Here is a 22,190-nt window from a genome sequence, read left to right on the forward strand (position 1 = left end):
TTAAGAGACGCTAAAAATGAAGAACCAGTCAACTATGTTTCAGAACCTCTCACAAAAAATATTCCTCATCTCCATCATTGGATTCACGGCTATCGTGATTGTAAACCTTGCACACCAATGGGGATTTCCTGATACGCAGTTCCCACTCGAAAAGAGCGAGAAAGTAAAGCTCGATGAAACCGGAGCAACACAAACATTTATCGCCACTCGTAACGAGCTCTCAGGCATAAACATTCTCTTCGGCGGATCACAGACCAAGAACGGTGGGATGCTGTCAATTGCCCTTCTCGATGCATCTTGCCAAGAAAAAATTGTTGAGCAGAAAGGTTTCACAACATCATTTGATACAGAAAATTCCTTTCGATTCTCTTTTCCTTCCATCTCTGATTCCAAAGGAAAAACATTCTGCCTCACAACACACTTCGCACCAGCAAAAGGCTCCAAGAAAGCTGCTATCTTTGTCACCACCAACACTCTCCCTCAAGAAGCACTCTCGCTTTCCATAAACGGGGAGATACGCCCCAATGAATCACTCTCATTTCGCCCCGTCTATCGAAACAAAACGCTCCTTGCTGATTTCGTCGAGCTCAATCAGAGAATATCACAGTACAAACCCTGGTTTCTGAAAGGCGTCCCTCTTGCAATCATCACCATATTCTCAATAGGACTTACCCTCGTCTTCCTTATACTGGCAATCACCAAAGATTCAGCCAAAGAAAGTAGCAAAGAAAAATAGTTCTTTCCCAGTACATCCATTCGAAATTTATACGAATACACAAAAGAGGTGGCATCAACCACCTCTTTTTTCATCCCGAATTCCTCTCAAAAAGAGAAGTCTCCTACACCTGATAATATTCCCGGTACCAATCAACAAAGTTCTTTATACCAACATCAATGCGAGTGGTTGGCGCCCAACCAAGCATGCGCAGTTTCGAAATATCGGCAACGGTCGAAGGCACATCGCCTGGTTGCATGGGCATCATTTTCTTCTCCGCGGTCTTCCCAATATTCTTTTCAATAACTTCGATAAACCGTGTCAATTTTTCCTCCGCATCACCACCAATATTCATAACCCCAACAGGAAGATTAGCATCCAAAACCGTAATCGTCCCCGAAACAATGTCATCAATATAGGTGAAATTCCTTGTCATCTTCCCAAAATTGTATACCTCTATAGGCTTCTCCTCAAAGATATTCTTCGTAAAGTTGAAGAGTGCCATATCAGGGCGTCCCCATGGACCATAGACCGTAAAGAATCGCAGTCCCGTTGTTGGAAGTCCATAGAGATGACTCCATGTGTGAGCAAAAAGCTCATCTGCCTTTTTACTTGCAGCATATGGTGAAATCGGACTATCCACAGAATCATTCTCGGAAAACGGGATTTTCTCATTACCACCATAAACCGATGATGAAGAGGCGTAGACAAAATTCTGTACATCATGTTTCCGAGCCGCCTCGAGCAAAACGAGAGTTCCATTTATATTCACATCCGCATACAAAAACGGATCCTTGATTGAATTCCGCACTCCCGCCATTGCCGCCAAGTGCACCACCTTCTCTATTTTTTCTTCCAAGAATATATTTTCAACCAACGCTGTATCACGGATGTCACCTTCGTACAATTTGAAGTCAACGCCCTTCAAAAATACAGCGATACGATCCCGCTTGAGCTGCGGGTCATAGTAGTCATTGAAATTATCGAGAATCACCACGCGATCACCACGCTCAACCAATCGCTTCGTCACCGCCGAACCGATAAACCCCGCCCCTCCAGTCACCAAAATATTCATAGTCGCGCTCTTAGAAAATTATCATACTCAGTGTCAATTACCGTATCAGTGATATATTTTTGCACAGCTGTCTCTCGAGCTTTCTCCCCTAGACGTTTCCGCAAACGTTCATCGCAAATAAGTTCGACAAGCCTTTCATACCATCCCTGTTCATCTTTGGCAACGAATCCATCTACGCCATCGGAAATCGCTTTTCGAAACGTCTGCGTTGCCGAAGCAACCGTCGGAACACTCACAATACCCGCTTCAAAAAATTTCAGTTCGCTCTTCGCCTCGCAAAACGGGTCGCCGATTTCAAGGGGGGCAATATTGATATCGACACGCGCAATATTCTTGAAATTCTCGGCACGCGGTACAAAAGAAACGCGATCAATACGGGCGAAATATGCATCAAGCGTATTGGGAAGCACTAATGGTCCACCGATAAAAAGTCGCAGGTGTGAGAACTCGTCAAGAAGCCGCTTCAGCACCGGCACAACAACCATGAAATCCCGGTCATGCCCCGTTGATCCGCTGAAATATCCTATCGAGACCTCATTCAAAGACTCGCTTCGCTCCCGATGCTTCTTAGGATTCGATGCCAAAATTTCATCCGCTCTCTCCACATCCTCTCTATTCAATCGGTTTGGTAGCACAAATACGGGTTTCCCAAAAACACAAAGCCTCTTGGCAAGAAACTCCGTACTCGTTGTCAGGGCGCCAACAGAGGAGTCGTTAAGAAATTCGGCACCGACGCCGTGTGCATATTGTCTTCTCTCAAGTGCATTCATCGCCCCATAAGCAGCAGTTTGTTTGAAAAGCACCTCATCAAATACCAAATCATCCGTATCGAATATCACTGTCTTTTTTAGTGTCTTCAATCTATCGACAAATGCGGCAATCGTCGGCGTCCACGAAGTTCGGTGAAATACAAAAACCGAAAACTTGCCCGCAAATCGCGAGAGATACGGAGTATCCTGTGGAGTCACCGCCACGCGGAAACCCCGCAAGCGCAAAGACTCTGCGATATGATGGCAGCGATAGCGAGCGCTATCGCCGACGCCACTTGCGATAAACAAGACCTCTCCCGAACCGACCCGATGAAAAAACATCGGTATCGAAGCAAGAATCCTTCGACTCCCCTGAACTATTCCGTCACGCCGAAGCAATGACCATACCTTGCCGAGTTTTATAAGAAAAGCATTCATCAAGAGAATCGCTAGAGGTATTTCGCAGGATTGATATGGGCACCGGTTGGGATTAAGAGCCCCTTTACACTACTTGATTTAACTATCTCAAACGACTCGCTCGTGTAGACGCCGAAATGCACATGAGATCCTGTTGAATATCCCGTCGAACCCATGAGCCCAATCTTTTCTCCGCGATTGACCTTCTCTCCGTTTTTCACCAGTTGTTTGCTCATATGACCATAGAGCGTCGTCAGACCATTCTTGTGTTCAATAGCAATCCATTTCCCATAGGCATATTTCCCTTCGTCACCCATGCCAACCACTTTCCCATCTTCAGCAGCGAGAATCGGCGTCCCGACCGCATCGGCAAAATCCATGCCGTTATGAAAAGTATACCATTTGGTAAATGTCGTTTTCCCATATTTCTGACTCATGCGCGGATTTTTAACAGGATATCCTAAAACTCCCGAGCTAAAATTTGGTATGGAACTTAAGTCTATCTTCCCGGCACGTGCCGCATCCAACTGTTCAATTTCATCTTCTATCGCCTTGCGTTGCTTCTCCAAGTCGGAAACGATATTGCTATACTTCGCCTGATCGGCTGCTGCCTGTGCAGCAAGCGTTTCCTTGTTGCGTCGAGAATTTTCCAGATAGGCATTTTGCTGTTCGAGTTGGAATTTCACACTGGCGATTTCCACCTTCTTTTCACTTGCCAGTTCATGCTCATTGATGAGCGCATTTCGAAGGTTCGTTATACCGGAAAGCGTTTCTCTGACACCTGCACCTGCCTCGAAGAGGTGGTCGCGACCAAGTATGAGACGACCGAAATCCTCCGAAGATGAGAGAAAGAGTGACGGTACGCCCGTTGCCTGCGTCTGAGAGTCGTAGTATGAGCGGAGAATATCCGCAAGGAGACTCTTCTGAACAGTAATTATCTTTTCCTTTTCATCCACTCGAGATTCGAGCGATTCGATTTGCTGTCCCAAATCAGCCAATCGGCGTTCATTGCCCGTAATATCTTCTTGAAGAGCATCCGCCTGAACCGCCAAATTCTCTGCCTGAGTAGACAGCTGGTCACGCTCTTTATCCTTTAGGCTAACTATTTTTTGGTATGTCTTTATCTTATCTTTCAGCGCATCTAATATATCTTGTTTCTCATTCTGTGCTTTCTTGAGTGCGTCTTCTTGCGCTTGGTTAGGCGGGTTAATCGTTGTGCTAGCGCGAGAAACATTCGGAATGAAAACGAAATACCCAACAGCAACAAACACTGTCGCCATCGCAAAAGAAAGCCCAAAAAGAAGTTTCTGTATTTTTTTGTCTGATTTTGCTTTCATCCTCACCATTATAGCACTTTCTCGAGAAGTGTCCGCGCACTATCAATTCGCCGAAGGGTCGCCTCTTTTCCTATGACCCACGCAATCTCGAAGGGTGGCGGAGACTGTTTCTCACCCGAAAGCGCCACACGAAGTGGCCAGAGGAAATCCCCACGCTTCTCCCCTGCCGTTTCAAGGAGCGATGATTCCAATCGCTCTCTTGTCCATTCGCTCTCCGGCACCATCTCAAGCGCCATATGCATTTTCCCAAGCGCAGCAATCGTTTCTTCGCGAGTATTTTTCTTCCAAGGAAGAAGTGACACATCAACAGTCGGCTCAACAAAGAGGAATTGTACCGCCTCTCCAACATCAGAAAACTTTTGCAATCGATCCTGCTCGATAATCAACACCCGCTCTACATATTCCGACTCTTTCCGTAAAGCATCAACCGCTTCGAACCATGGTTTCTTTGCGAGAAATGGGAGTGCTCGTGTAAACAAATCTTCAAGAGGGAGATCCTTGATATACTGCGCATTGAGCCAATCAAGCTTCTTGGTATCAAACACGGCACCCCCTTTGTGAACATGTGAGAGATCAAATGCATCAACAAGTTCACCAAGTGAGAAAATTTCCTGAGTTTTCCCATCACCCGGATTCCACCCCAAAAGCGCCACGAAGTTGAGCAAGGCTTCCGGAAGATATCCCTTAGCAAGATAGTCCTCAACTGCCACATCTCCCTGCCGTTTTGAGAGCTTTGACCGATCCGGATTGAGGAGAAGGGGCAGATGCGCAAACTGCGGAACACTCCACCCAAATGCCTCATAGAGCAAAATATGTTTCGGCGTTGACGGGAGCCATTCTTCGCCGCGAATCACATGCGTGATGCCCATCAGATGATCATCCACTACATTCGCCAAATGATACGTAGGGAATCCGTCGGATTTCATAAGCACCTGATCATCGATTGTCTTGTGGTCAAAGGATACCCGCCCGCGTATCATATCGTCAAACACCACCTCATTCCCTCCTGCATCAACACGCAGTCGGACGACATGCGCTATGCCAGATGCCAGATTCTCTGTCACAGCATCACCCGACAGATCACGGCAATGCCCGTCATAGCGCGTCGGTTCCTTGCGTGCCTCTTGCTCTTTGCGAACTGATACCAGTCGCTCTGACGTGCAAAAACACACATACGCCTTGTCAGACCTCACCAATTCATCGACATACTGTTTGTAAATATCCAGTCGCTCCGACTGCACATACGGTCCACATTCCCCACACGCTTCTCCGCCCTTGGCGGGAATCTTCTGAATTCCCTCATCCCAACCAAAGAACATGCCAAGTGTCTCGAGAAGCCTCGCTGTCGCATCTTCCACGAAGCGTTTCTGATCGGTATCCTCTATGCGAAGAATAAAGCTCCCGGAATTCTTCCTGGCAAAAAGATAATTGTAGAGTGCTGTCCGCAAACTCCCGACATGCAAATACCCCGTCGGCGACGGCGCAAACCGAACACGCACTTCACCTGATTCTATATGATGAGACATACAAAAAACTTGTTATATATCAAGATACGATATCATCCTCCATTTTTTCCAAAACAACTCTCCTTCAAAACCACCAAGGGGAACACAACAACTGCTCGCCATATTCTCCGCCATCGCTTTGGTTGGAGGAGAAGTCGCCAGAGCCATTCAATACCAATCATACGAAAAAGTCGTGGCGCCCGAATGACATTGCCGGTCAAAAAATCAAAAGCGCCACCCACTCCCATTACCAGTCTCACAGATTTCGTGCGTCCCCGCAAGGACTCCAAGAAATATTCTTGTTCTGGCGCCCCAAAGTTGCAAAGCACAATATGGGAAGATGAAGCATCGAGAAAAATATCACCACCTTTCGCTCTCCATTTTCCATTTTTCAAAACTTCAAACTCATTTCCAACGACATTCAACTGCGGATACTTCCTACGAAGCGCTTTCCGAATTTCCTCGAAAGAAGAAAGTCCGTCTTTCCAAATGGCAAGAAACACGCTCAAGTGTCGCCGCTCTGCCTCTTGCAGAATATCCTCCATCAAATCGGATCCTGGATATCGATGAATCCATTTCCTTCCAAACCATCCCACAAGAGTCACTCCGAAACCGTCCGGAATACACATATCCGCCGCCAACAAATTCCGCCTGAACAATTCCGATTCCCGAGCAAGAAGTAAGAACTCCGGACCAACCGTCGCAATACGATGGAAAGAATTCCCCTTAAGAAACAAGCGAGCGCGAAAGGTAACTTCTCTTTTCGAAAGAACATCAAGAGGGATACCAAAGATGCTGGCGTACATACTACTCATTCGCGTTATCGCTAAATCGCATCCCCTATTCTCCGAGTGGAAATTCTTCAAGCACTTCGTAGTGCAGGCCTTCTGCTTTTGAGAACACGCTTTCGAAAAGCACCAGACTCGAAACCGGAATGAGTGCTCGCCATGACGACTCCATATCCGGCTTCTCAGGAAGCGCTTCCCATTTCTCTCGACGGACACGAGCAAGGGTAATATGCGGACGAAAACTCTTCCGAGGTGCAGTCGCAATATCGAGTGCTTCTTCGAGGCGATTGGAAAGTGCGAGCAACTCAGCGCTTTCTTCACCCATAAACCATATCATATTTCCCGTCCCCACAGGCTCACTCTCCTTTGGTGAGAATCCTATTTGATCGAGTATAATATCAAACACTTCGAAAGTCGGGCATATCCCCGCGACACGCGAAACAACCGTCGCAATATCCTCATCGCCACGAAAACCGATAAAGAGCACAGTCACATGCAAATTCCGCTCCTTGGTCAAACGAAGGGGGAGCGTTTTCCACGATTCCATACGAGCCGCAAGTCGCCGCGCCACATCCGCCGGAATACGAATCCCCAAAAATATTTTTCGCGCTTTCATATCAGGAAATGCAGATTCATAATTTACAAAAAGTAAGGCAAAGATTCTTTTTGAGATAGGCTCTAGAAACTCACTCAACTCTCTTATCCTATTTCTCGATTTCCCGAAGTGCTTCAAATAACTTCCGCTCTTCGCGAGAGAGATGCTTCGGAATACGCACGGTCACCGTCACCAAATGATCCCCTCTTCCCCACGAGCTCCCTACAGGGAGGAGCCCTTTGCTTCGCACGCGGAATACTTCACCAGACTGTGTGCCTGCAGGAATCTTCATAGAAATATCCCCCTCAATAGTCGCGACACTCACTGTGTCACCAAGTGCGGCACGAACGGAAGAAATCGAGATATTCGAAAGCACATCATTTCCCCGTCGCGAAAAAGTCGGATGCGGTCGCACATGAATTGCAATCAGAAGATCGCCCGACTGACTCCCTGCTTCACCCGCCTCACCCTCTCCCGAGAGGGAGAGCATCTGCCCATCCTCAATGCCCGCGGGAATATCCAAGGGAATCTCCTCCGACTTTTTCACATGTCCTGACCCGCGACATTCTGAACATTTCTCCGCATACACTTTTCCTCGACCCTGACAGTCACCGCAGACATCCGCCTGCTGAAACGTCCCCAGGATACTCCGCACTGTTCGTCGTATCTGTCCTGTTCCATGACATGTCGAGCAGTCTTTTTCTTTCGATCCTCGCTTCCCGCCTGTCCCCGAGCATGATGAACACGATACTTCTCGTCGAAGCGAAATCGTCTTCCGTACGCCGCTCGCCATTTCCTCAAACGAAATTTCAACATCAACCTGAATATCCGAACCGCGTCGCCGAGACCGCCCCCGCCCCGATCGACCACCGCCAAAAATATCCGAAAATATATCCTCAAAGCCCCCTTCAAAGTGGAAATTGCCATTTGAGAAACCCTCGAAACCGCCAAAGCCAGCTCCTCCACCACCTCCGCCCCCTTGCGAAAATGTTTCTCCGAACTGGTCATATTGCGCCCGTTTCTCCTTGTTCGAGAGCACCTGGTACGCCTCATTTATCTCTTTGAACTTCGCCTCGTCGCCCCCCTTTTTGTCTGGGTGATGCGCGTGCGCGAGCTTTCGATACGCCTTCTTGATCTCATCCGCCGACGCACCCCGAGCGACGCCAAGCATCTGATAGTAGTCTTTCGCCATAATCAGAAAATATACATACAATGTCCCCAGTATAAACCAAAATAAAAAAATTAGCAATCACCGAAAGTGAGTGCTAATTCCAAGCATTCAAACATCCAGAAACCCCAAAAAAGAAAAGAAAACCCGCCAACAGTCCAAAGACATGGCGGGCAAAGTATACCAATCAATCCGCTCAAAACCTTATCCAAACAATCGTCATTCAGACTCGCCGGATACCTCCCCTTCCAGAATCGTGAAAGTAAATGAGAAAACTGTCGTGGAGCGATCGCTCTGTGTGACAATTTCCGTATAGTCAACTTCCGCAGTAACGGTATAGGCGCCAGGTGTTGTCGGCACAACGAAGGAAAACTGCTCGTTGGCAATATCTCCCGTCCGAAGATGATCGCGCCGCGTCTGGTCGAATCCGATGATAACTGGATTTTCTCCGTATTCCGGTCCTTGGATCCGATACTGCGTATAGACGTAATCCTGCCCAAATGGCGTCCCAGTATTGGAAATCGTCACCGCCACGTCTACAGTCTGTCCCGAAACCACTTCATTCAAGAAGTAAAACTGAATGCCCAAATGAGCATTTTCCTTGATAACGAACGAGTAGGCATTGCTCTTGTTATTCGTCATCTTCGATTCCCCAAACGACTTGTCCGAATTGGCAACCGCCGTGAAGCTATACCGACCCGGATACGCCGGGTAGTCACCATCCTTGAATCCAACACAATGACTCACGTTCTTGGACTTCCCAGTCCGCATATCCTTTTTACTGATCATTTCGTAACCGAAATGTCTCGGACTTCTGTCTTCATTGTAGCCTTTGGACAGGTAGAAACTCAGCTTGACATCCTTTGGCGCATCGCCATCACCTTTGCTCTTGACGTATGCCGTGGGACAGAGTGTGCTCCCCCAGTCGACATCGTCATGTTTGCGTCCACTACTTCGCTCGAACCACTCACCGGATATGCCAATATCCGGAAGTTTCCTACCACTCGAAGGAGTAAGTCCAGTCTCAAGAGTCTCCGAAGGATCTGGCTGATACCCTGAGTACGGGTCAATAGCCTTGTCGCCATTCATGCCCGGACCATCCGTAAGTACCAATATTTCCCGATTCGTTCCGGCGATGGCATACGCGACACCAGAACGTTCAACAGATAATGACTGCTGAATATATTGATCTGCTGCCTGAGCTGGATATGTCCAAGTGAACATTGCTTTAATTTCAGACACCACCGACGAAAGCCACGAGATAACAGCCGAACTAGCCCGTTTCCACCTACTGTCCACAACCTGGTCAGTTTTAACGACTCCATTATTCTCTTCACTAGACCGGAGCATCCGCTCCACCGTATCGGTGACTCCCTGACAGGCTTCGTTCTGAGAAACAACTTCCGTCACCCAGTAGTCATCTCGAGAAGAATCCACAGTCCGATACCAGGCGTTGGCATTCGGACAATAATCAGATCCTTGAAAGAGATATTGTCCCAATGAAGCAATCGATTTCTCGCCTTTCGAGATGAGTGTGGCAGGATAATTAGATGCAAGGAACTGAGTCGGTTCAACCCAGCCACAATTGTCAGAAAGAGTTCCTCCATCCTTACCCACACAGCCATTGCCACGAAACTCTTTGTCGGGATCCTTAGCATCCAGATGAATGCCGGAGTGGAGATGATCCATTCGCTCCCCATTATCCGTAAATACGGCTACGGAAGCGATTCGATCGCCCGCCTTAACTTTCGTCAAGGAGTCTTTCTTGCATCTCCTCTCATTAAGATATGAATCATCAAAGGAAATATGCCCGTACAACGCGAAGAAAACTCTCCCTTCCACGGTGTAGTGGCGAAGAAGAATCGCCCCACCAGGAATGTCATAGGCGCTAGGATCCGGCTTCGCTTTACCGGATCTACCTCCGAATCCTCTCAATCCCGACCCGTAGTTTTCGACACAGCCATCAGCTATAGCAACGACTGCAGTATCAAAAGAACGACAGAAATCATCCCCAACATGACCGGGATATTGACCAAATTGGTAACAATCTTCGGCATGACGATATCCAACCGGAGCATTCCATCCATTAGAACGATAATCAATGACATTGCCGTTGCCAGCACTCCAAGAGAAGCTGGCGGGAAACATCCATAAGACCAGAATGAACATCGCAATAAACGAGTGTCTATTCACGACCTATTCCTTTTCTGTTGTGCAGATATGTTAAACAACTATCCGGAATATTTCTCCGAATCCCTACCTCTCTCAAAGATATTTGAAAGAGGATGAGGAATCTAAGAACAGCGTTTACCAAGAAACACAACTAATAAGAAAACACTACTCAAAAAATCTTCAAAGAATCTAGAAATCTCTGAAAAACTGCTTCGGATTCTTTCGAAGTTGAAAACTGATATCCATCGAAAGTAATCCTCCGAATGTCATAATACCAATCTTTTTTATCAAGGAAAATTATTGCCTCACCAGGAATAGGGCAATACCCTTCCCCAGCTCCACATGATTGCTTCTCCTTGCTAAGGAATATATCATTACTCCCGATGTGGATGCGTGACCAGTCCTTCAAAAAAGATCTGTCGAGTGGCGCACCCCCTTCAGAAGAACTACCCGTAGGAGCTACATATACCTGAATGTCACCGTACGCCCTCTTCAAATCATCTGTCTTTGCAACAAAAGAGACCATTGGGATATAATCCTTGTCTTTTACAGTGTAGACATTTGAAGGATACTGTACTTCGAAGCCGTATCGATTACTCCTATATGTTTCCCAATCCGCGGAATCCGCTACCATTAGAACTCCTTCTGGGGCAGATACTGATTGAGATTGATCTTGAGATACCAGTTCCGAACGAAAAGAAGACTTTTTAGTATAAAGAAAAGCTAACCCAAGAATGGGAATGATTACCGCTCCTGCGATGCTAACGATAGTTGTCCTCTTTGACATAAAAACTGACATAGAAATAGAAGGCGTGTCCAGTTCCCTCTTTGAGAAAGAGTACTACAAACACTGGGAAACGTCAATATTATGTATGCGTCCACCCATCTTTGCACTCCCCGGTCAGAAAAGGATTATCGCCACTCGTTTGGCCTGCGATGAATTGTAGCGGAGAACATTTGTTTCCAAAAGCGAAGTGTACCCGTTCGGTATTGAACCAGAGGAGATACTCCACAAGCTTCTGATTGAAAACCTGAATATCCTAAGAATCTATCTCAATCCCCCCCCTCAAAGATATATGATTCTTGCCAGAGCTTTATCTAAAACAAAACTATGCCAAGAAAAATCTATCCGAGTGATATCACTCGAGAACAGTTTGAGACCATTTATTTCGTTCTCAAATCAGACAAAAAGAAAACCAAACCAAGAAAACATAATCTCTACGATATCTTTTGTGCTCTGCTCTACATCCTGAAATCGTGTTGTCAGATTGTGTAGGTCTTATTGCGTGTACGGCTACACGGTAGTATTCGGATATCTACAAAAGTAGAAATTGTGTAGGTCTTATTGCGCCGAATACTCCGAAAGAAACTTTGAAATCTACAAAAGTAGAAATTGTGTAGGTCTTATTGCGCTCCGAACGGGGAACTACTACTTTTACATCTACAAAAGTAGAAATTGTGTAGGTCTTATTGCGGGTTCTGTGGATAATGTGGCAACGGAATCTACAAAAGTAGAAATTGTGTAGGTCTTATTGCGAAGAGATGATATTCTTTGCTTTACTATCTACAAAAGTAGAAATTGTGTAGGTCTTATTGCGATACACCAAAGAAAATAACCAAACTAATCTACAAAAGTAGAAATTGTGTAGGTCTTATTGCGAACCAAGCAAAGAAACTTGAGAAGAATCTACAAAAGTAGAAATTGTGTAGGTCTTATTGCGGCGCGTGAATAACTCTCTCTATTAAATCTACAAAAGTAGAAATTGTGTAGGTCTTATTGCGATACGCGAGCATAACAAAGCCTTCAATCTACAAAAGTAGAAATTGTGTAGGTCTTATTGCGGTCACCATTTTCAGTGCCGATTTTGATCTACAAAAGTAGAAATTGTGTAGGTCTTATTGCGAGGGAACACCCGGGCTTGTTTCCGAAATCTACAAAAGTAGAAATTGTGTAGGTCTTATTGCGTTCGATTTCTGGGAAGTTCTCACTGTTATCTACAAAAGTAGAAATTGTGTAGGTCTTATTGCGAGGAGATGGATGGTGGTATGCTAGAATCTACAAAAGTAGAAATTGTGTAGGTCTTATTGCGTAAAAATCCTTGATAGCAATAATGAAATCTACAAAAGTAGAAATTGTGTAGGTCTTATTGCGCAACTGGAATTAACCAGCATCGTCCCATCTACAAAAGTAGAAATTGTGTAGGTCTTATTGCGGTGAGGAATATGGATACAGTGATGGAATCTACAAAAGTAGAAATTGTGTAGGTCTTATTGCGGATCTTTGAGAAAAACGAACTCGTATATCTACAAAAGTAGAAATTGTGTAGGTCTTATTGCGGTGCGGTCATTGGGTACTGGATCAAAATCTACAAAAGTAGAAATTGTGTAGGTCTTATTGCGGCGTGTCGAACGAGAGAAGCAGGCTATCTACAAAAGTAGAAATTGTGTAGGTCTTATTGCGGTCTGCTTTCTTACTGCTTCGGCGAGGATCTACAAAAGTAGAAATTGTGTAGGTCTTATTGCGCGTCGAAGAAATAAAGAGCAGTCAAATCTACAAAAGTAGAAATTGTGTAGGTCTTATTGCGCCGATGTGGCTAAAGCCATATCGTTGTATCTACAAAAGTAGAAATTGTGTAGGTCTTATTGCGATGGATTCATCCAGCCCGTCGTCATATCTACAAAAGTAGAAATTGTGTAGGTCTTATTGCGATGATAACGCCTACCGAAGACGCACTATCTACAAAAGTAGAAATTGTGTAGGTCTTATTGCGATGTCCATGTAAACCTGACCACCCATATCTACAAAAGTAGAAATTGTGTAGGTCTTATTGCGAGTATAGATATTGGGTTGATAAGTCGAATCTACAAAAGTAGAAATTGTGTAGGTCTTATTGCGAGCCATAAAGGCTTGGATAAGCCAAGAATATACAAATCCCGAAAAAATAGGGACGAACTCTTGGCTTATCCATGCAAAACCCAGATATTCAGGTCGGGGTTTTGCGTTTTTCTGAATACAGACGCAATAAAAAATATAAGGCCCATTTCAATTTCCACCTAAAAGGTGATTGAATTGTCAAGGTTCTTCTTGCGGGGAAAAGTCATGAGATCATGATAACCGTCTCTTCTTCACGTTTTGCATACCCGTAGCGCTTCACCTTCTTGGCGCATCCTTCGCACACCTGGAACACCACGATGCTATCCGCTCCGGTAAACGTCTTCTTGTACTTCAATTCTATCTCAATCAGCACATTTTGCAAGACCCGATCGCTCTCGCGCAACTGGAATACGCTGTATTGGATTCGCCTACCGTATTTCTCCAGAAACTTGGAAAAACGAGTGCGCGTTCGATTATCTTCAAAGTCGTAGGAAACTATTAGCATAAATATCAACGGATGATAAACGACTGAAAACTTTCTTCATCGTCATTCAATACTCGGTAATAATATCCTCGGACGAAATCGTATATTTCGTTCTTGTGTTTCAAAATTTCTTCGAGAAATATCTTCGTATATCGCGCGCCACTTTGATAGTTCAACTGATAATTTCCATTTTTTACGGAAAAGTCCTTTGAATCAAAACGGTTCAAAGTGTGAATCTTGAGAAGTGAACGATCAACGATGCACCGAAACGGCTCCATCATATCGCATGCAAGCGACTTACGTTGGAAAAACAACTGATGATACACGCCCTTATAGGTATCAAATCCAAAGAGACGCAAGAGCGAATCAGTGAAATGAAAGAGGTAGGTATATCCCATATCGAGCAATATATTATTCTCATCCACTTTGCCACGTGGCACTCGCCGATACCAACCAAGCGACCCGAAATACTCACGAAAATACATCCGCCCCACCGTCCCCTCTATACCGCGAAGCGTTGCCAAATCCTCTGCACTCGCTATTTTTTCTTCCCATTCGCGCTTCCGATCAAGTAGCGACTTCCCCGAGAGTGACTCCTTGCCAATCGAGCGAATCAATGCAATCTGATTTCTAATTTTGTTCGAAACAATCTTGCGAGAAATTTCCAGGCATGCATTCAAAGAAAGATTGTATTGTTTTTGTCGCAACAAATAATTTCCTTCGGCATACGGACAGACAGAGGCGTATGTTCGAAACGACCGGTCAAGCAGGAACAGTGATACGCCGTTCTTCGAACAATTCGCAACGAGCTTTGTCGTCAAAGTCGCCTCTCCGTGAAGAAATATAGCCACAAGCAACTGAAGTGGCACTTTTTCTTTCGTTCCCTCTTCATTCGCAATAACAATATTTTCATTTCGAAACGAAAGATCGCACTCACCGAGTGTTGCGGTACTGATAAAGGCGATCTGTTTTTTCTCGAAATCCGGAGCAGTCAGCATAGGGTATGAAGTCGACTATGAATTTTCTTCCAAAACAACACGAGGAGCATCACCACGACACAACGTCCGATAAATACACCCGGCACATTTCTTCTCGTCGGCTATCGGATGCGTCTTTGATATATCGAAAGTCCGAATTCGATCGATCAAACCGAGAAACGACTCCCAGTCCTCAGCAGAAATATCGACGGGATATTTCTTGTTATCCGAAAGCGAGTGCAACACCGCCTCCCGAACTTCGTATCCTATTTCTTCGAGACAGAGGATTTGCCCCAAGACTTGCCACTTGTACCCGGGATATACAAATCGAATCTTCGTCTTCCGCTCAATGAGCGTCTTTGTCTCCACATCGTATATATCAATCTTCCCGACCAACCCGTATTTCTCGGACGAGACGCTCATCCCCTGCCGATACCGACTCCGCGAAGAATACGCGCCCGCATCCGAAGCCGAATGCCGAAGTGTCCCCATCTTTTGCGGAGACGCTTTGTAGTGTCCTTCGCCAATCGCTTCATATACGCCATGAAAATACAGCGACCGCGGACAAAATGCAAAATCGTTGAGCGCTGTTATTGGAATTTCGGAAAACATTTATTTCTTTTCTTTCCATTTCAAATCCTTTTCGTTTTCCTCTATCCATTTCCGCCAACTGCTCTCGCCAGAAAGCCACGCAGACCATTCCTCATCGGAAATATACGTTTTATATCCAAGACGAATATGCTCCGCCATAACGATTCCTTTACGCGCAATGTTGTACGCACCATTGCTATCGCCAGAACTCGGCAAAGCTAGCTTCTCATCCCTCTGCTCAGCATCCCAATACTTCCGCGAATCGAAATGCTCTCCGGTGTGCTCATTGCGAACTGGAGAAAGAAGAAAATCAGAATCGCGCTCATTTTCCTTTTCCCCAGTATTCCTGATCTGTTGGATGAGATCGATGCAATGGCGAAGCGACTCATATGCCGGGTATTCTGAAATTTTCACAAGTTCTCCGCCCCCCTTCATTTGTGTAAAAAGCGATCGATTCCTGTCTTTTTTGTCGAGGTTTGCAAAAAGTGAGTCAAGCATTTCGACGACATCCTCCTTTTCTACCTTCCACTCATTCTTGTCCGTTCCACGCTTCCCGCGAAAACGATCGAGACTTTCGCCATTCTTTCCCGAGTAGAGTGTCCACGTTTTTCCATTTCGTATCTCCCTATTATTCTCTTTCTTTTTCCCCTTTTCTATTCGTACTTTTATTTTCTCAACATATGTAAATGCATAATCTTTCCCATCGAAGACGATATCCGAGAAAGTTTCGAGAATTTCTCTCTTGATACTTTCTTCCGAACCGCGCTTCAAATAAACTGTCTTGCGCCATCCGGTAAGCGGATCGGTTTGCGACGTATAATTGGCACGAGTATACAGCATGATGCCGAATTGCTTGGAGTTGATATCGCCGAAATTATTGACTGGTGGCGTCAATTGAAAGGCTTTTGTGACAGAGCCAATTTCACCAATTTTTGCAGACTTATCAACAAGAAAGTTTAATTTTTTCGCAAGTGCAAGTTCAAGCTTCTGATAAACCTGCTTTTCTATTTTCTGGCGCCCGCGCTTGAAACCAATATTCAAATCCTCCAACACAATAAGTGCGCCCTTTTCGACAGCAATATCAACAATTTTCCGAACAACCTGAGAAATATACCCCTCCTTCAAGTCCTTGATTGTCCCGATGGTCTTCCAATTTTTTCGTGCAAAATCCCGCTCACCAGCTCGCGCTTCAAGCAATGCATTGTAATCTTTTCCGCCAACAACATTAAAACTTCCTTGATCCAACAGTTCTCCTTTTTCACTTACAAGCGACCAATATGCCAAGTGCTTTTCCCCGCGGTCGATACCGAGGAAAATACATTGCGCTCCATCCCTAAGTTTTTCAGAGATTTCCCTATTGACAGCTCGATTCTTCATACAAAAATTAAGCGTAATCGGAACATGAAAAAGAAATTTTTCTTTCGAAAATCGGAAGTTCTTGATAATGCTCTTCCCACTATTATCATCCGCTCTTTGCTGTTTCTCCTCAGGAAGCGCTGATCTGTAAAATACCTCAGCCTCTCCATTCAATTTCGGACGATTTTCGATATCACGAAACATCGCGTCCCAATACATCGTGTGCAGATTATTTTTGTGCCCTTCTTTTTTTCCGCTATTTGAATCCTGATTGTGAATCTCAAAGAGATAGAGCCTTCCCTCGCTAACCCAAGAGTCAACAACAGTCTTATTTACGGAAACAAAAGAATTCTTATACCCTTGCTTCTCAACATCCAGATAAAATTGGCTAATATCAACATATTCTTCAGTCGGACGAAATGAAAAGTCAAAACAATTCCACTCCTCATATTTTTGAAGTCCTGATTTATAGAAATCAATGATCTTTCCAAGGCTTTCTCTCGAGAATCCGTCAGAGCCTTTCTTGAAATCGCCATGATCATATATTTTTAGTATTTCATCTGTAGCACCGTATTTTTTTCGATTAGATTTCGGCAAAAGACACTTCGGAAGCATCTTGTTCGGTCCAGGAAGAAGCTTGTACTCCATCTTTGAAAAAATTTCACCCTTTTCAACAACATACAACTTATTCTCTTTTTGCTTTTTGAAGAGAGAATTATATCCTTTTTCTTTTCTCTTTGAGATAATACCAAGAAAATATTTTTCATCCCTATCTCGAAAGATGACACAGAGATTATCGGACTCTTTATTCATATCCCACCCGCTAGCGAGCGTGCTTTGTCCAAAATTCAATTTCAACTTGTTTTTCTTTGCATCGTCTTGAGGCTTCTTGGTAAGGAAATTTCGTGTCGCGTCATAATATCGAAACCAATTCGTCTCATCTTTTTCCGAATCCAAAAATACTTTCAGATATTCGGCAAGAACGGAATCGAGAGCTTCGCCTTTTATCTTGCTAGGACGAACGACAAAGTATTTAATCATTTGCGTCGCCGAAAGCATCTCATCAAGCCACGACTTAATTGCTTCCTTACTCGTCTCACTTGTGTACTCCGAAAGATGCGCGATATTTCCCGATTCACGCACAAACGACTCTACATGCTCTCCAATGTCCGACAGAATCATTTCCAAAAGCGCCCGCGACGGCTTCTGTGCATTTTGCACAATCGACGAGTATCGCTCATTTCTTTTCTTTCGTCGTTCACATTGTTCGTAGTCGATATCTTCCTTCCGTTCGCATTCAATTGTTTCCGTAAGACTTTCCTTAAAGAATACGCCCGAATCGCGCCAATGCCATTCTTCTTCAAGAGATTCCGGCTTAGAATCGAGAACTGTGAAGAAATCTTCAAGATCAATAGCTTCGGGAATCCTCACATCTTCTTGACTTCCTTTTACTGAATCTTGAAATACCTTTGCCGTTTTAAGTCTATCTTTCAAGCTGTGCCAATCCGAAAAGTACCGATTTGATATCGTATTCATTGCTGCTTTCGACCAATAGAAACCAGTGAAGTTCTCTCGTGATCGAATATACGCAATTAAGTCTGGCAGTGAGCCAAGAGAAGCGACATCTATATCAGATACATCCCCACGGTCAGATGCTCGAAAATACCTCCCTCCAGCTTCCGATACATCATGAAGCAACTCTTCCAAAGAATAAAATTTCTTCTTCGATTGATTCGCTCGTTTCTTTTCGGCCTCGGATTTCTTCTCGTCTGTCAATTCGAAGAACAGAGCATCTCGCCTTCCACATCCAATCTGCCTGTAAAGCGTTTTGAAAAATTTGAGCTTCTCGCTTTTTTCACCATGAGCTTGATTGTAACGGTTTATAAGGAAATTTGCATTTCCGACTGCCTCGTTATACGATTCTATCTCTGTTTGGGACAGACACTCAGTGAAGTACTCGATACGAAAAAGATTCGGATCAATCGAAATACACGGTGTTTCTTTCTTGTCCTTTCCCTTCATGACAAGCGGGTCTCCAAGCTTTCTTAAGGATTCAAAAATATCTTCATACACTCTCTGTCTCCCTCGAAATATGAGAACATTGTCGCAAAATATTGGAAGATTCTCATGTACAATACGCGTGGCGACTGCCGTAGCCTTCTCGTCCCTTGTTACATAATAATTTTCCCGATTTTGGTTGAACCCAGAAAAATAAGTAAAAAATCCTTCGAAGATATTCAGATACTTATGAATTTCATCCAGTGAAAGAATATCGGAAAAACGATCAGCATTCTTTCGGATATATTCCAAAATTCCAACTTCAGTAAGAATTTTGAAACCACTCCCACTAAATATTTCCTTTCCTTTTTCTGTTTTCCCTGCCACATTTTTCCAGGATTCAGCGACTTTTATATATGCATCACCAAAGGCACTTCGCATTTTTTTCTCCTCAACCTCGAAAGCTTTCTCTTTTATATCGCTCTTCCTTTCGTATAAATCCAGATAAGAAGAAAATTTTATACTTTTGACAGATTCAGACTCAAGACTTTCAGTTATAAAGTCCTCATGAATTTTATCGAATATTGGCTTGAGTGCCTGATAGGCATCCTCGATATTTTGATCCGAAAGAAACGTGCGTAGATTTTCATCATACCCGAATTGCGTCCGCATATTCTCAAGAGTCTTCCCTATTGGCTTCAATTCAAACCGCAATGTTTTTGACAATGAATACTTCCCAGTAAAATCATCAAAAATGCCCTTCCTGTTTTCTCCATTCATAGGAAAAATGTGAAACGATTTATACAATAAAAAATACGAATTTCCCGCAAAAAAGCCGAAAAGGGACAGCGGCCGTCGCCCAGCAGAGCATCATGCCAAACGGCAATGTGTTGCCAGAACCGCTATCCCTTTTCGGCTTGAATACAAATTCAACCAGGAGGATTTCGGCATGATACTGCAAAACTGAGCGACACCCGCATTCTACACGACCGCAATATCTTGCGCAAGATGCCAAACTGACAGCAACTTCCGTCCCCACAAAAAAACTCCCCCTGCAAAAATGAGAGGGGAGTTACAAAAAACCAAAGAAAAAATTCTACAGCCCATTTGCTGCTTTATTCTTCACGTGTTCTTCGAAGGTTTTGGAGAAGAAGGTTTGTCCGGTCTTTGGGTTATTGAGGAAAAAATAGAAGTCATTTGCTATCGGGAAGAGAGCTGCTCGAAGCGAAACAAGTCCCGGATTCGATATCGGTCCGGGCGGAAGCCCTTTATTCACATAGGTATTGTAGGGCGAAACGACCGCAATATCATCGAGTGAGTGCTGCACCTTTGCCTCGCCACCTCTTGCGTATTGCACCGTTGCATCACTCTCGAGCGCATGCCCATCAGCAAGCCGCCGCCAAAAAAGATCGCTTACCATTCCCCGTTCACGCGCGATATCCGATGTAGACTGATTTGCTGTCCCAATTTCCCGCTCGATGATACTCGCCATCGTCACAATATCCAAAATGCTCTTTCCTTGTCGCAATGTCTCATCTCTCATATCCTGCGTAAACCGCGTCTCGAAATTTTGCAACATCTTGGCAAGAATATTTTCCGGCGTCGCCGAAAGAAGAAAGGTATAGGTATCAGGAAACAAGAAACCCTCAAGCGAAGCTCCTTCCGGCAAACTCGCCAAAGTAGGATATTTCTCTTTCCATTTAGGGAGCGGATTTGCGACGAGTGCCAAGAATCCGTCGCCATCAAACCCATTTCCCGAGAGTCGTGCTGCCATCTTCTTGGCATCCCACCCTTCGGGAAAGGTGAGCGTCATTTCCTTTGGCTTTCCATCATTGGCGAGGAATATCGAGACCACATCCGGCGAAGTGAGCTTCCCCGGAATCACAAAGTCCCCAGCATGAATCTTCCCCTGAAGTCCGCCCGTCCACGCACTCCACAAGAAATACCCTTGCCATACCACAAGCCGTTCATCCTCAAGCCGCTTCGCGACCGAAAACACATTCTCGTGCTCATTTATATGAAAAAGCTTTTCCCCGACAAACTCACTCTTCACCGATTTCGCGCGAAAGACAAAAATACCGGCACCTACGCCAGCAAGCAGACACACGCCAAACAATCCAAAAAGAGACTTCCGCAACATGTCGCGTTTCCGATAAAAGTCGATTAGAGTTTCTCTTGCACTCAAATTCCCAACACCTGCACAATTACATCGCGTTTCCGTGCACCATCGAATTCGAGTGCAAAGATACTCTGAAGTGGCGAGAGAATGAGATCGCCACGCTCCACCAGGACAGTCTCACTCGATCCGACGAGCAATGCTTTGCAATGAGAGTGCCCATTGCTCCGTCCATCCGAAGGACGCTCTTTACGGAGTTCGAAAAGATCATGGGAGTAATGATCATCAATCGGCGCCACTTTGTAGAGAATTCGCATGAAATCCTGCAAAAGAAGCGGTTCATTATGATTGATGACGATACTCATCGTCGTATGCGCTGCAAAAATAGTCACCTGCCCTTGTCGAATACCAGACTCGCGCACAATATCGCGAACACGATCCGTAATATCGACAAAATCAACCTGCGTCCGACTTTCAAAGGGGACGACTTGTTTGTGTATTCTCATACCCTCCTTGTGTATTTATGGAACGCACCAAACATTGGCGCTCGTGTTTACGCTTTCGACAACGCGTCCTTGAGCACTTCTTTCTGTTGAAGACCCATGAACTCCTTCACTACTTTTCCTCCTTTGAAAATTTTGAGACTCGGAATAGACAGGATGCCATATTCAGATGCTTGCTTGGGATTCTCATCGACATCAAGCTTGCCCACTTTTGCTGTTGCCTTCACTTCTTCGGCAAGCTCTTCGATAACAGGACCCATCGCCTGACACGGTCCGCACCACTGTGCCCAAAAATCAACCAAAACCGGCTGTTCACTCTTCAATACCTCTTCTTCGAAATTTGCATCGGTAAATGTGTGTGCCATAAAATTATGCTTTTGAAATTAGAAGATGCGCTACCAAATACTATAATCTAGTGAGATTTCTGGAGAATATCACCACCCTTCCCTTCACTACCGAGGAAATCTGACAGCTCATGAGCAAAGATTGAGTCATGCTTACCAATCCACGCAAGAAGCATAGCTGCGTGCTCCTTCTCCTCATCTCGATTGTGTCTGAGAATGCCACGAAGTTCTTCATCGACCGCTCCCTCCGCTCGCTGATTGTACCAATCAATTGCCTCTAATTCTTCTCGAAGAGAGTCGATTGCCCGTTTCATATCAAGTGAATCGGGACTCAACATCCCTCGTTCTTCATGCAACATAGACGTGTCATTACTCGAATTACCCCCTCCTAATGCTGACAGTATAGCACAAAGCAAAACAAGCGA

At 44.9% G+C, this 22,190-nt stretch carries 18 protein-coding genes and 1 CRISPR repeat array; of the genes, 1 reads left to right on the forward strand and 17 read right to left on the reverse strand.

The annotated features are described in order from the left end of the window. The first annotated feature begins 16 nt into the window (after positions 1-16). The gene (locus IPJ67_02280; protein ID QQR77949.1) at positions 17-736 is read left to right on the forward strand and encodes a hypothetical protein; all 720 of its coding nucleotides are present in this window, start codon (positions 17-19) and stop codon (positions 734-736) included. 103 nt (positions 737-839) lie between these two features. Here IPJ67_02280 and IPJ67_02285 read toward each other — a convergent pair whose 3' ends face one another. From IPJ67_02285 to IPJ67_02365, 17 genes are all read right to left on the reverse strand, one after another. Further along, positions 840-1,790: a GDP-mannose 4,6-dehydratase gene (locus IPJ67_02285; GenBank protein ID QQR77950.1), complete on the reverse strand. Its 951-nt coding sequence runs from the start codon at positions 1,788-1,790 to the stop codon at positions 840-842. Then, positions 1,787-2,977 carry a glycosyltransferase gene (locus IPJ67_02290; GenBank protein ID QQR77951.1) on the reverse strand — a complete coding sequence of 397 codons (1,191 nt, stop codon included), beginning with the start codon at positions 2,975-2,977 and terminating at the stop codon, positions 1,787-1,789. Before IPJ67_02290 ends, IPJ67_02285 begins: the two co-directional genes overlap by 4 nt. An 11-nt stretch (positions 2,978-2,988) precedes the next feature. Then, on the reverse strand, positions 2,989-4,293 hold the full coding sequence (locus IPJ67_02295) for a peptidoglycan DD-metalloendopeptidase family protein (protein ID QQR77952.1): 1,305 nt from the start codon (positions 4,291-4,293) through the stop codon (positions 2,989-2,991). A gap of 8 nt (positions 4,294-4,301) precedes the next feature. Further along, positions 4,302-5,819 (reverse strand): glutamate--tRNA ligase, encoded by a 1,518-nt coding sequence (locus tag IPJ67_02300; GenBank protein QQR77953.1) that lies wholly within the window; start codon positions 5,817-5,819, stop codon positions 4,302-4,304. A 32-nt stretch (positions 5,820-5,851) separates the two neighbouring features. Beyond that, positions 5,852-6,604 carry a WecB/TagA/CpsF family glycosyltransferase gene (locus tag IPJ67_02305; GenBank protein QQR77954.1) on the reverse strand — a complete coding sequence of 251 codons (753 nt, stop codon included), beginning with the start codon at positions 6,602-6,604 and terminating at the stop codon, positions 5,852-5,854. A 34-nt stretch (positions 6,605-6,638) separates the two neighbouring features. Further along, a complete protein-coding gene (gene thpR, locus IPJ67_02310; protein QQR77955.1) occupies positions 6,639-7,202 on the reverse strand; it encodes an RNA 2',3'-cyclic phosphodiesterase in 564 nt (187 codons plus the stop codon). Between the two features lie 88 nt (positions 7,203-7,290). Further along, positions 7,291-8,373 (reverse strand): molecular chaperone DnaJ, encoded by a 1,083-nt coding sequence (dnaJ, locus tag IPJ67_02315; protein QQR77956.1) that lies wholly within the window; start codon positions 8,371-8,373, stop codon positions 7,291-7,293. Positions 8,374-8,568: 195 nt separating this feature from the next. Next, positions 8,569-10,542: a hypothetical protein gene (locus IPJ67_02320; protein QQR77957.1), complete on the reverse strand. Its 1,974-nt coding sequence runs from the start codon at positions 10,540-10,542 to the stop codon at positions 8,569-8,571. A 148-nt stretch (positions 10,543-10,690) separates the two neighbouring features. Next, a complete protein-coding gene (locus tag IPJ67_02325; GenBank protein ID QQR77958.1) occupies positions 10,691-11,155 on the reverse strand; it encodes a hypothetical protein in 465 nt (154 codons plus the stop codon). Between the two features lie 617 nt (positions 11,156-11,772). Next, positions 11,773-13,417: a CRISPR direct-repeat array (repeat unit 36 nt; unit sequence ATCTACAAAAGTAGAAATTGTGTAGGTCTTATTGCG). 202 nt (positions 13,418-13,619) lie between these two features. Beyond that, positions 13,620-13,901 (reverse strand): CRISPR-associated endonuclease Cas2, encoded by a 282-nt coding sequence (cas2, locus tag IPJ67_02330; protein QQR77959.1) that lies wholly within the window; start codon positions 13,899-13,901, stop codon positions 13,620-13,622. A 5-nt stretch (positions 13,902-13,906) separates the two neighbouring features. Continuing rightward, a complete protein-coding gene (gene cas1 / locus IPJ67_02335) occupies positions 13,907-14,878 on the reverse strand; it encodes a type V CRISPR-associated endonuclease Cas1 (protein QQR77960.1) in 972 nt (323 codons plus the stop codon). Between the two features lie 15 nt (positions 14,879-14,893). Further along, positions 14,894-15,469: a type V CRISPR-associated protein Cas4 gene (gene cas4, locus IPJ67_02340; GenBank protein ID QQR77961.1), complete on the reverse strand. Its 576-nt coding sequence runs from the start codon at positions 15,467-15,469 to the stop codon at positions 14,894-14,896. Next, complete coding sequence (gene cas12a, locus IPJ67_02345; protein ID QQR77962.1) at positions 15,470-19,582, reverse strand: type V CRISPR-associated protein Cas12a/Cpf1; 4,113 nt, start codon at positions 19,580-19,582, stop codon at positions 15,470-15,472. It abuts the gene before it with no gap. A 316-nt stretch (positions 19,583-19,898) separates the two neighbouring features. Continuing rightward, a complete protein-coding gene (gene mltG, locus IPJ67_02350; GenBank protein ID QQR77963.1) occupies positions 19,899-20,942 on the reverse strand; it encodes an endolytic transglycosylase MltG in 1,044 nt (347 codons plus the stop codon). 41 nt (positions 20,943-20,983) lie between these two features. After that, positions 20,984-21,424, reverse strand: a complete 441-nt coding sequence (locus IPJ67_02355; protein ID QQR77964.1) for a YjbQ family protein — start codon at positions 21,422-21,424, stop codon at positions 20,984-20,986. A 47-nt stretch (positions 21,425-21,471) separates the two neighbouring features. Next, a complete protein-coding gene (gene trxA, locus IPJ67_02360; protein ID QQR77965.1) occupies positions 21,472-21,786 on the reverse strand; it encodes a thioredoxin in 315 nt (104 codons plus the stop codon). A gap of 47 nt (positions 21,787-21,833) precedes the next feature. After that, on the reverse strand, positions 21,834-22,124 hold the full coding sequence (locus tag IPJ67_02365; protein ID QQR77966.1) for a ferritin: 291 nt from the start codon (positions 22,122-22,124) through the stop codon (positions 21,834-21,836). Between the last annotated feature and the right edge of the window lie 66 nt (positions 22,125-22,190).

The organism is Candidatus Moraniibacteriota bacterium, from assembly GCA_016699385.1.
Taxonomy (GTDB): domain Bacteria; phylum Patescibacteriota; class Minisyncoccia; order Moranbacterales; family UBA1568.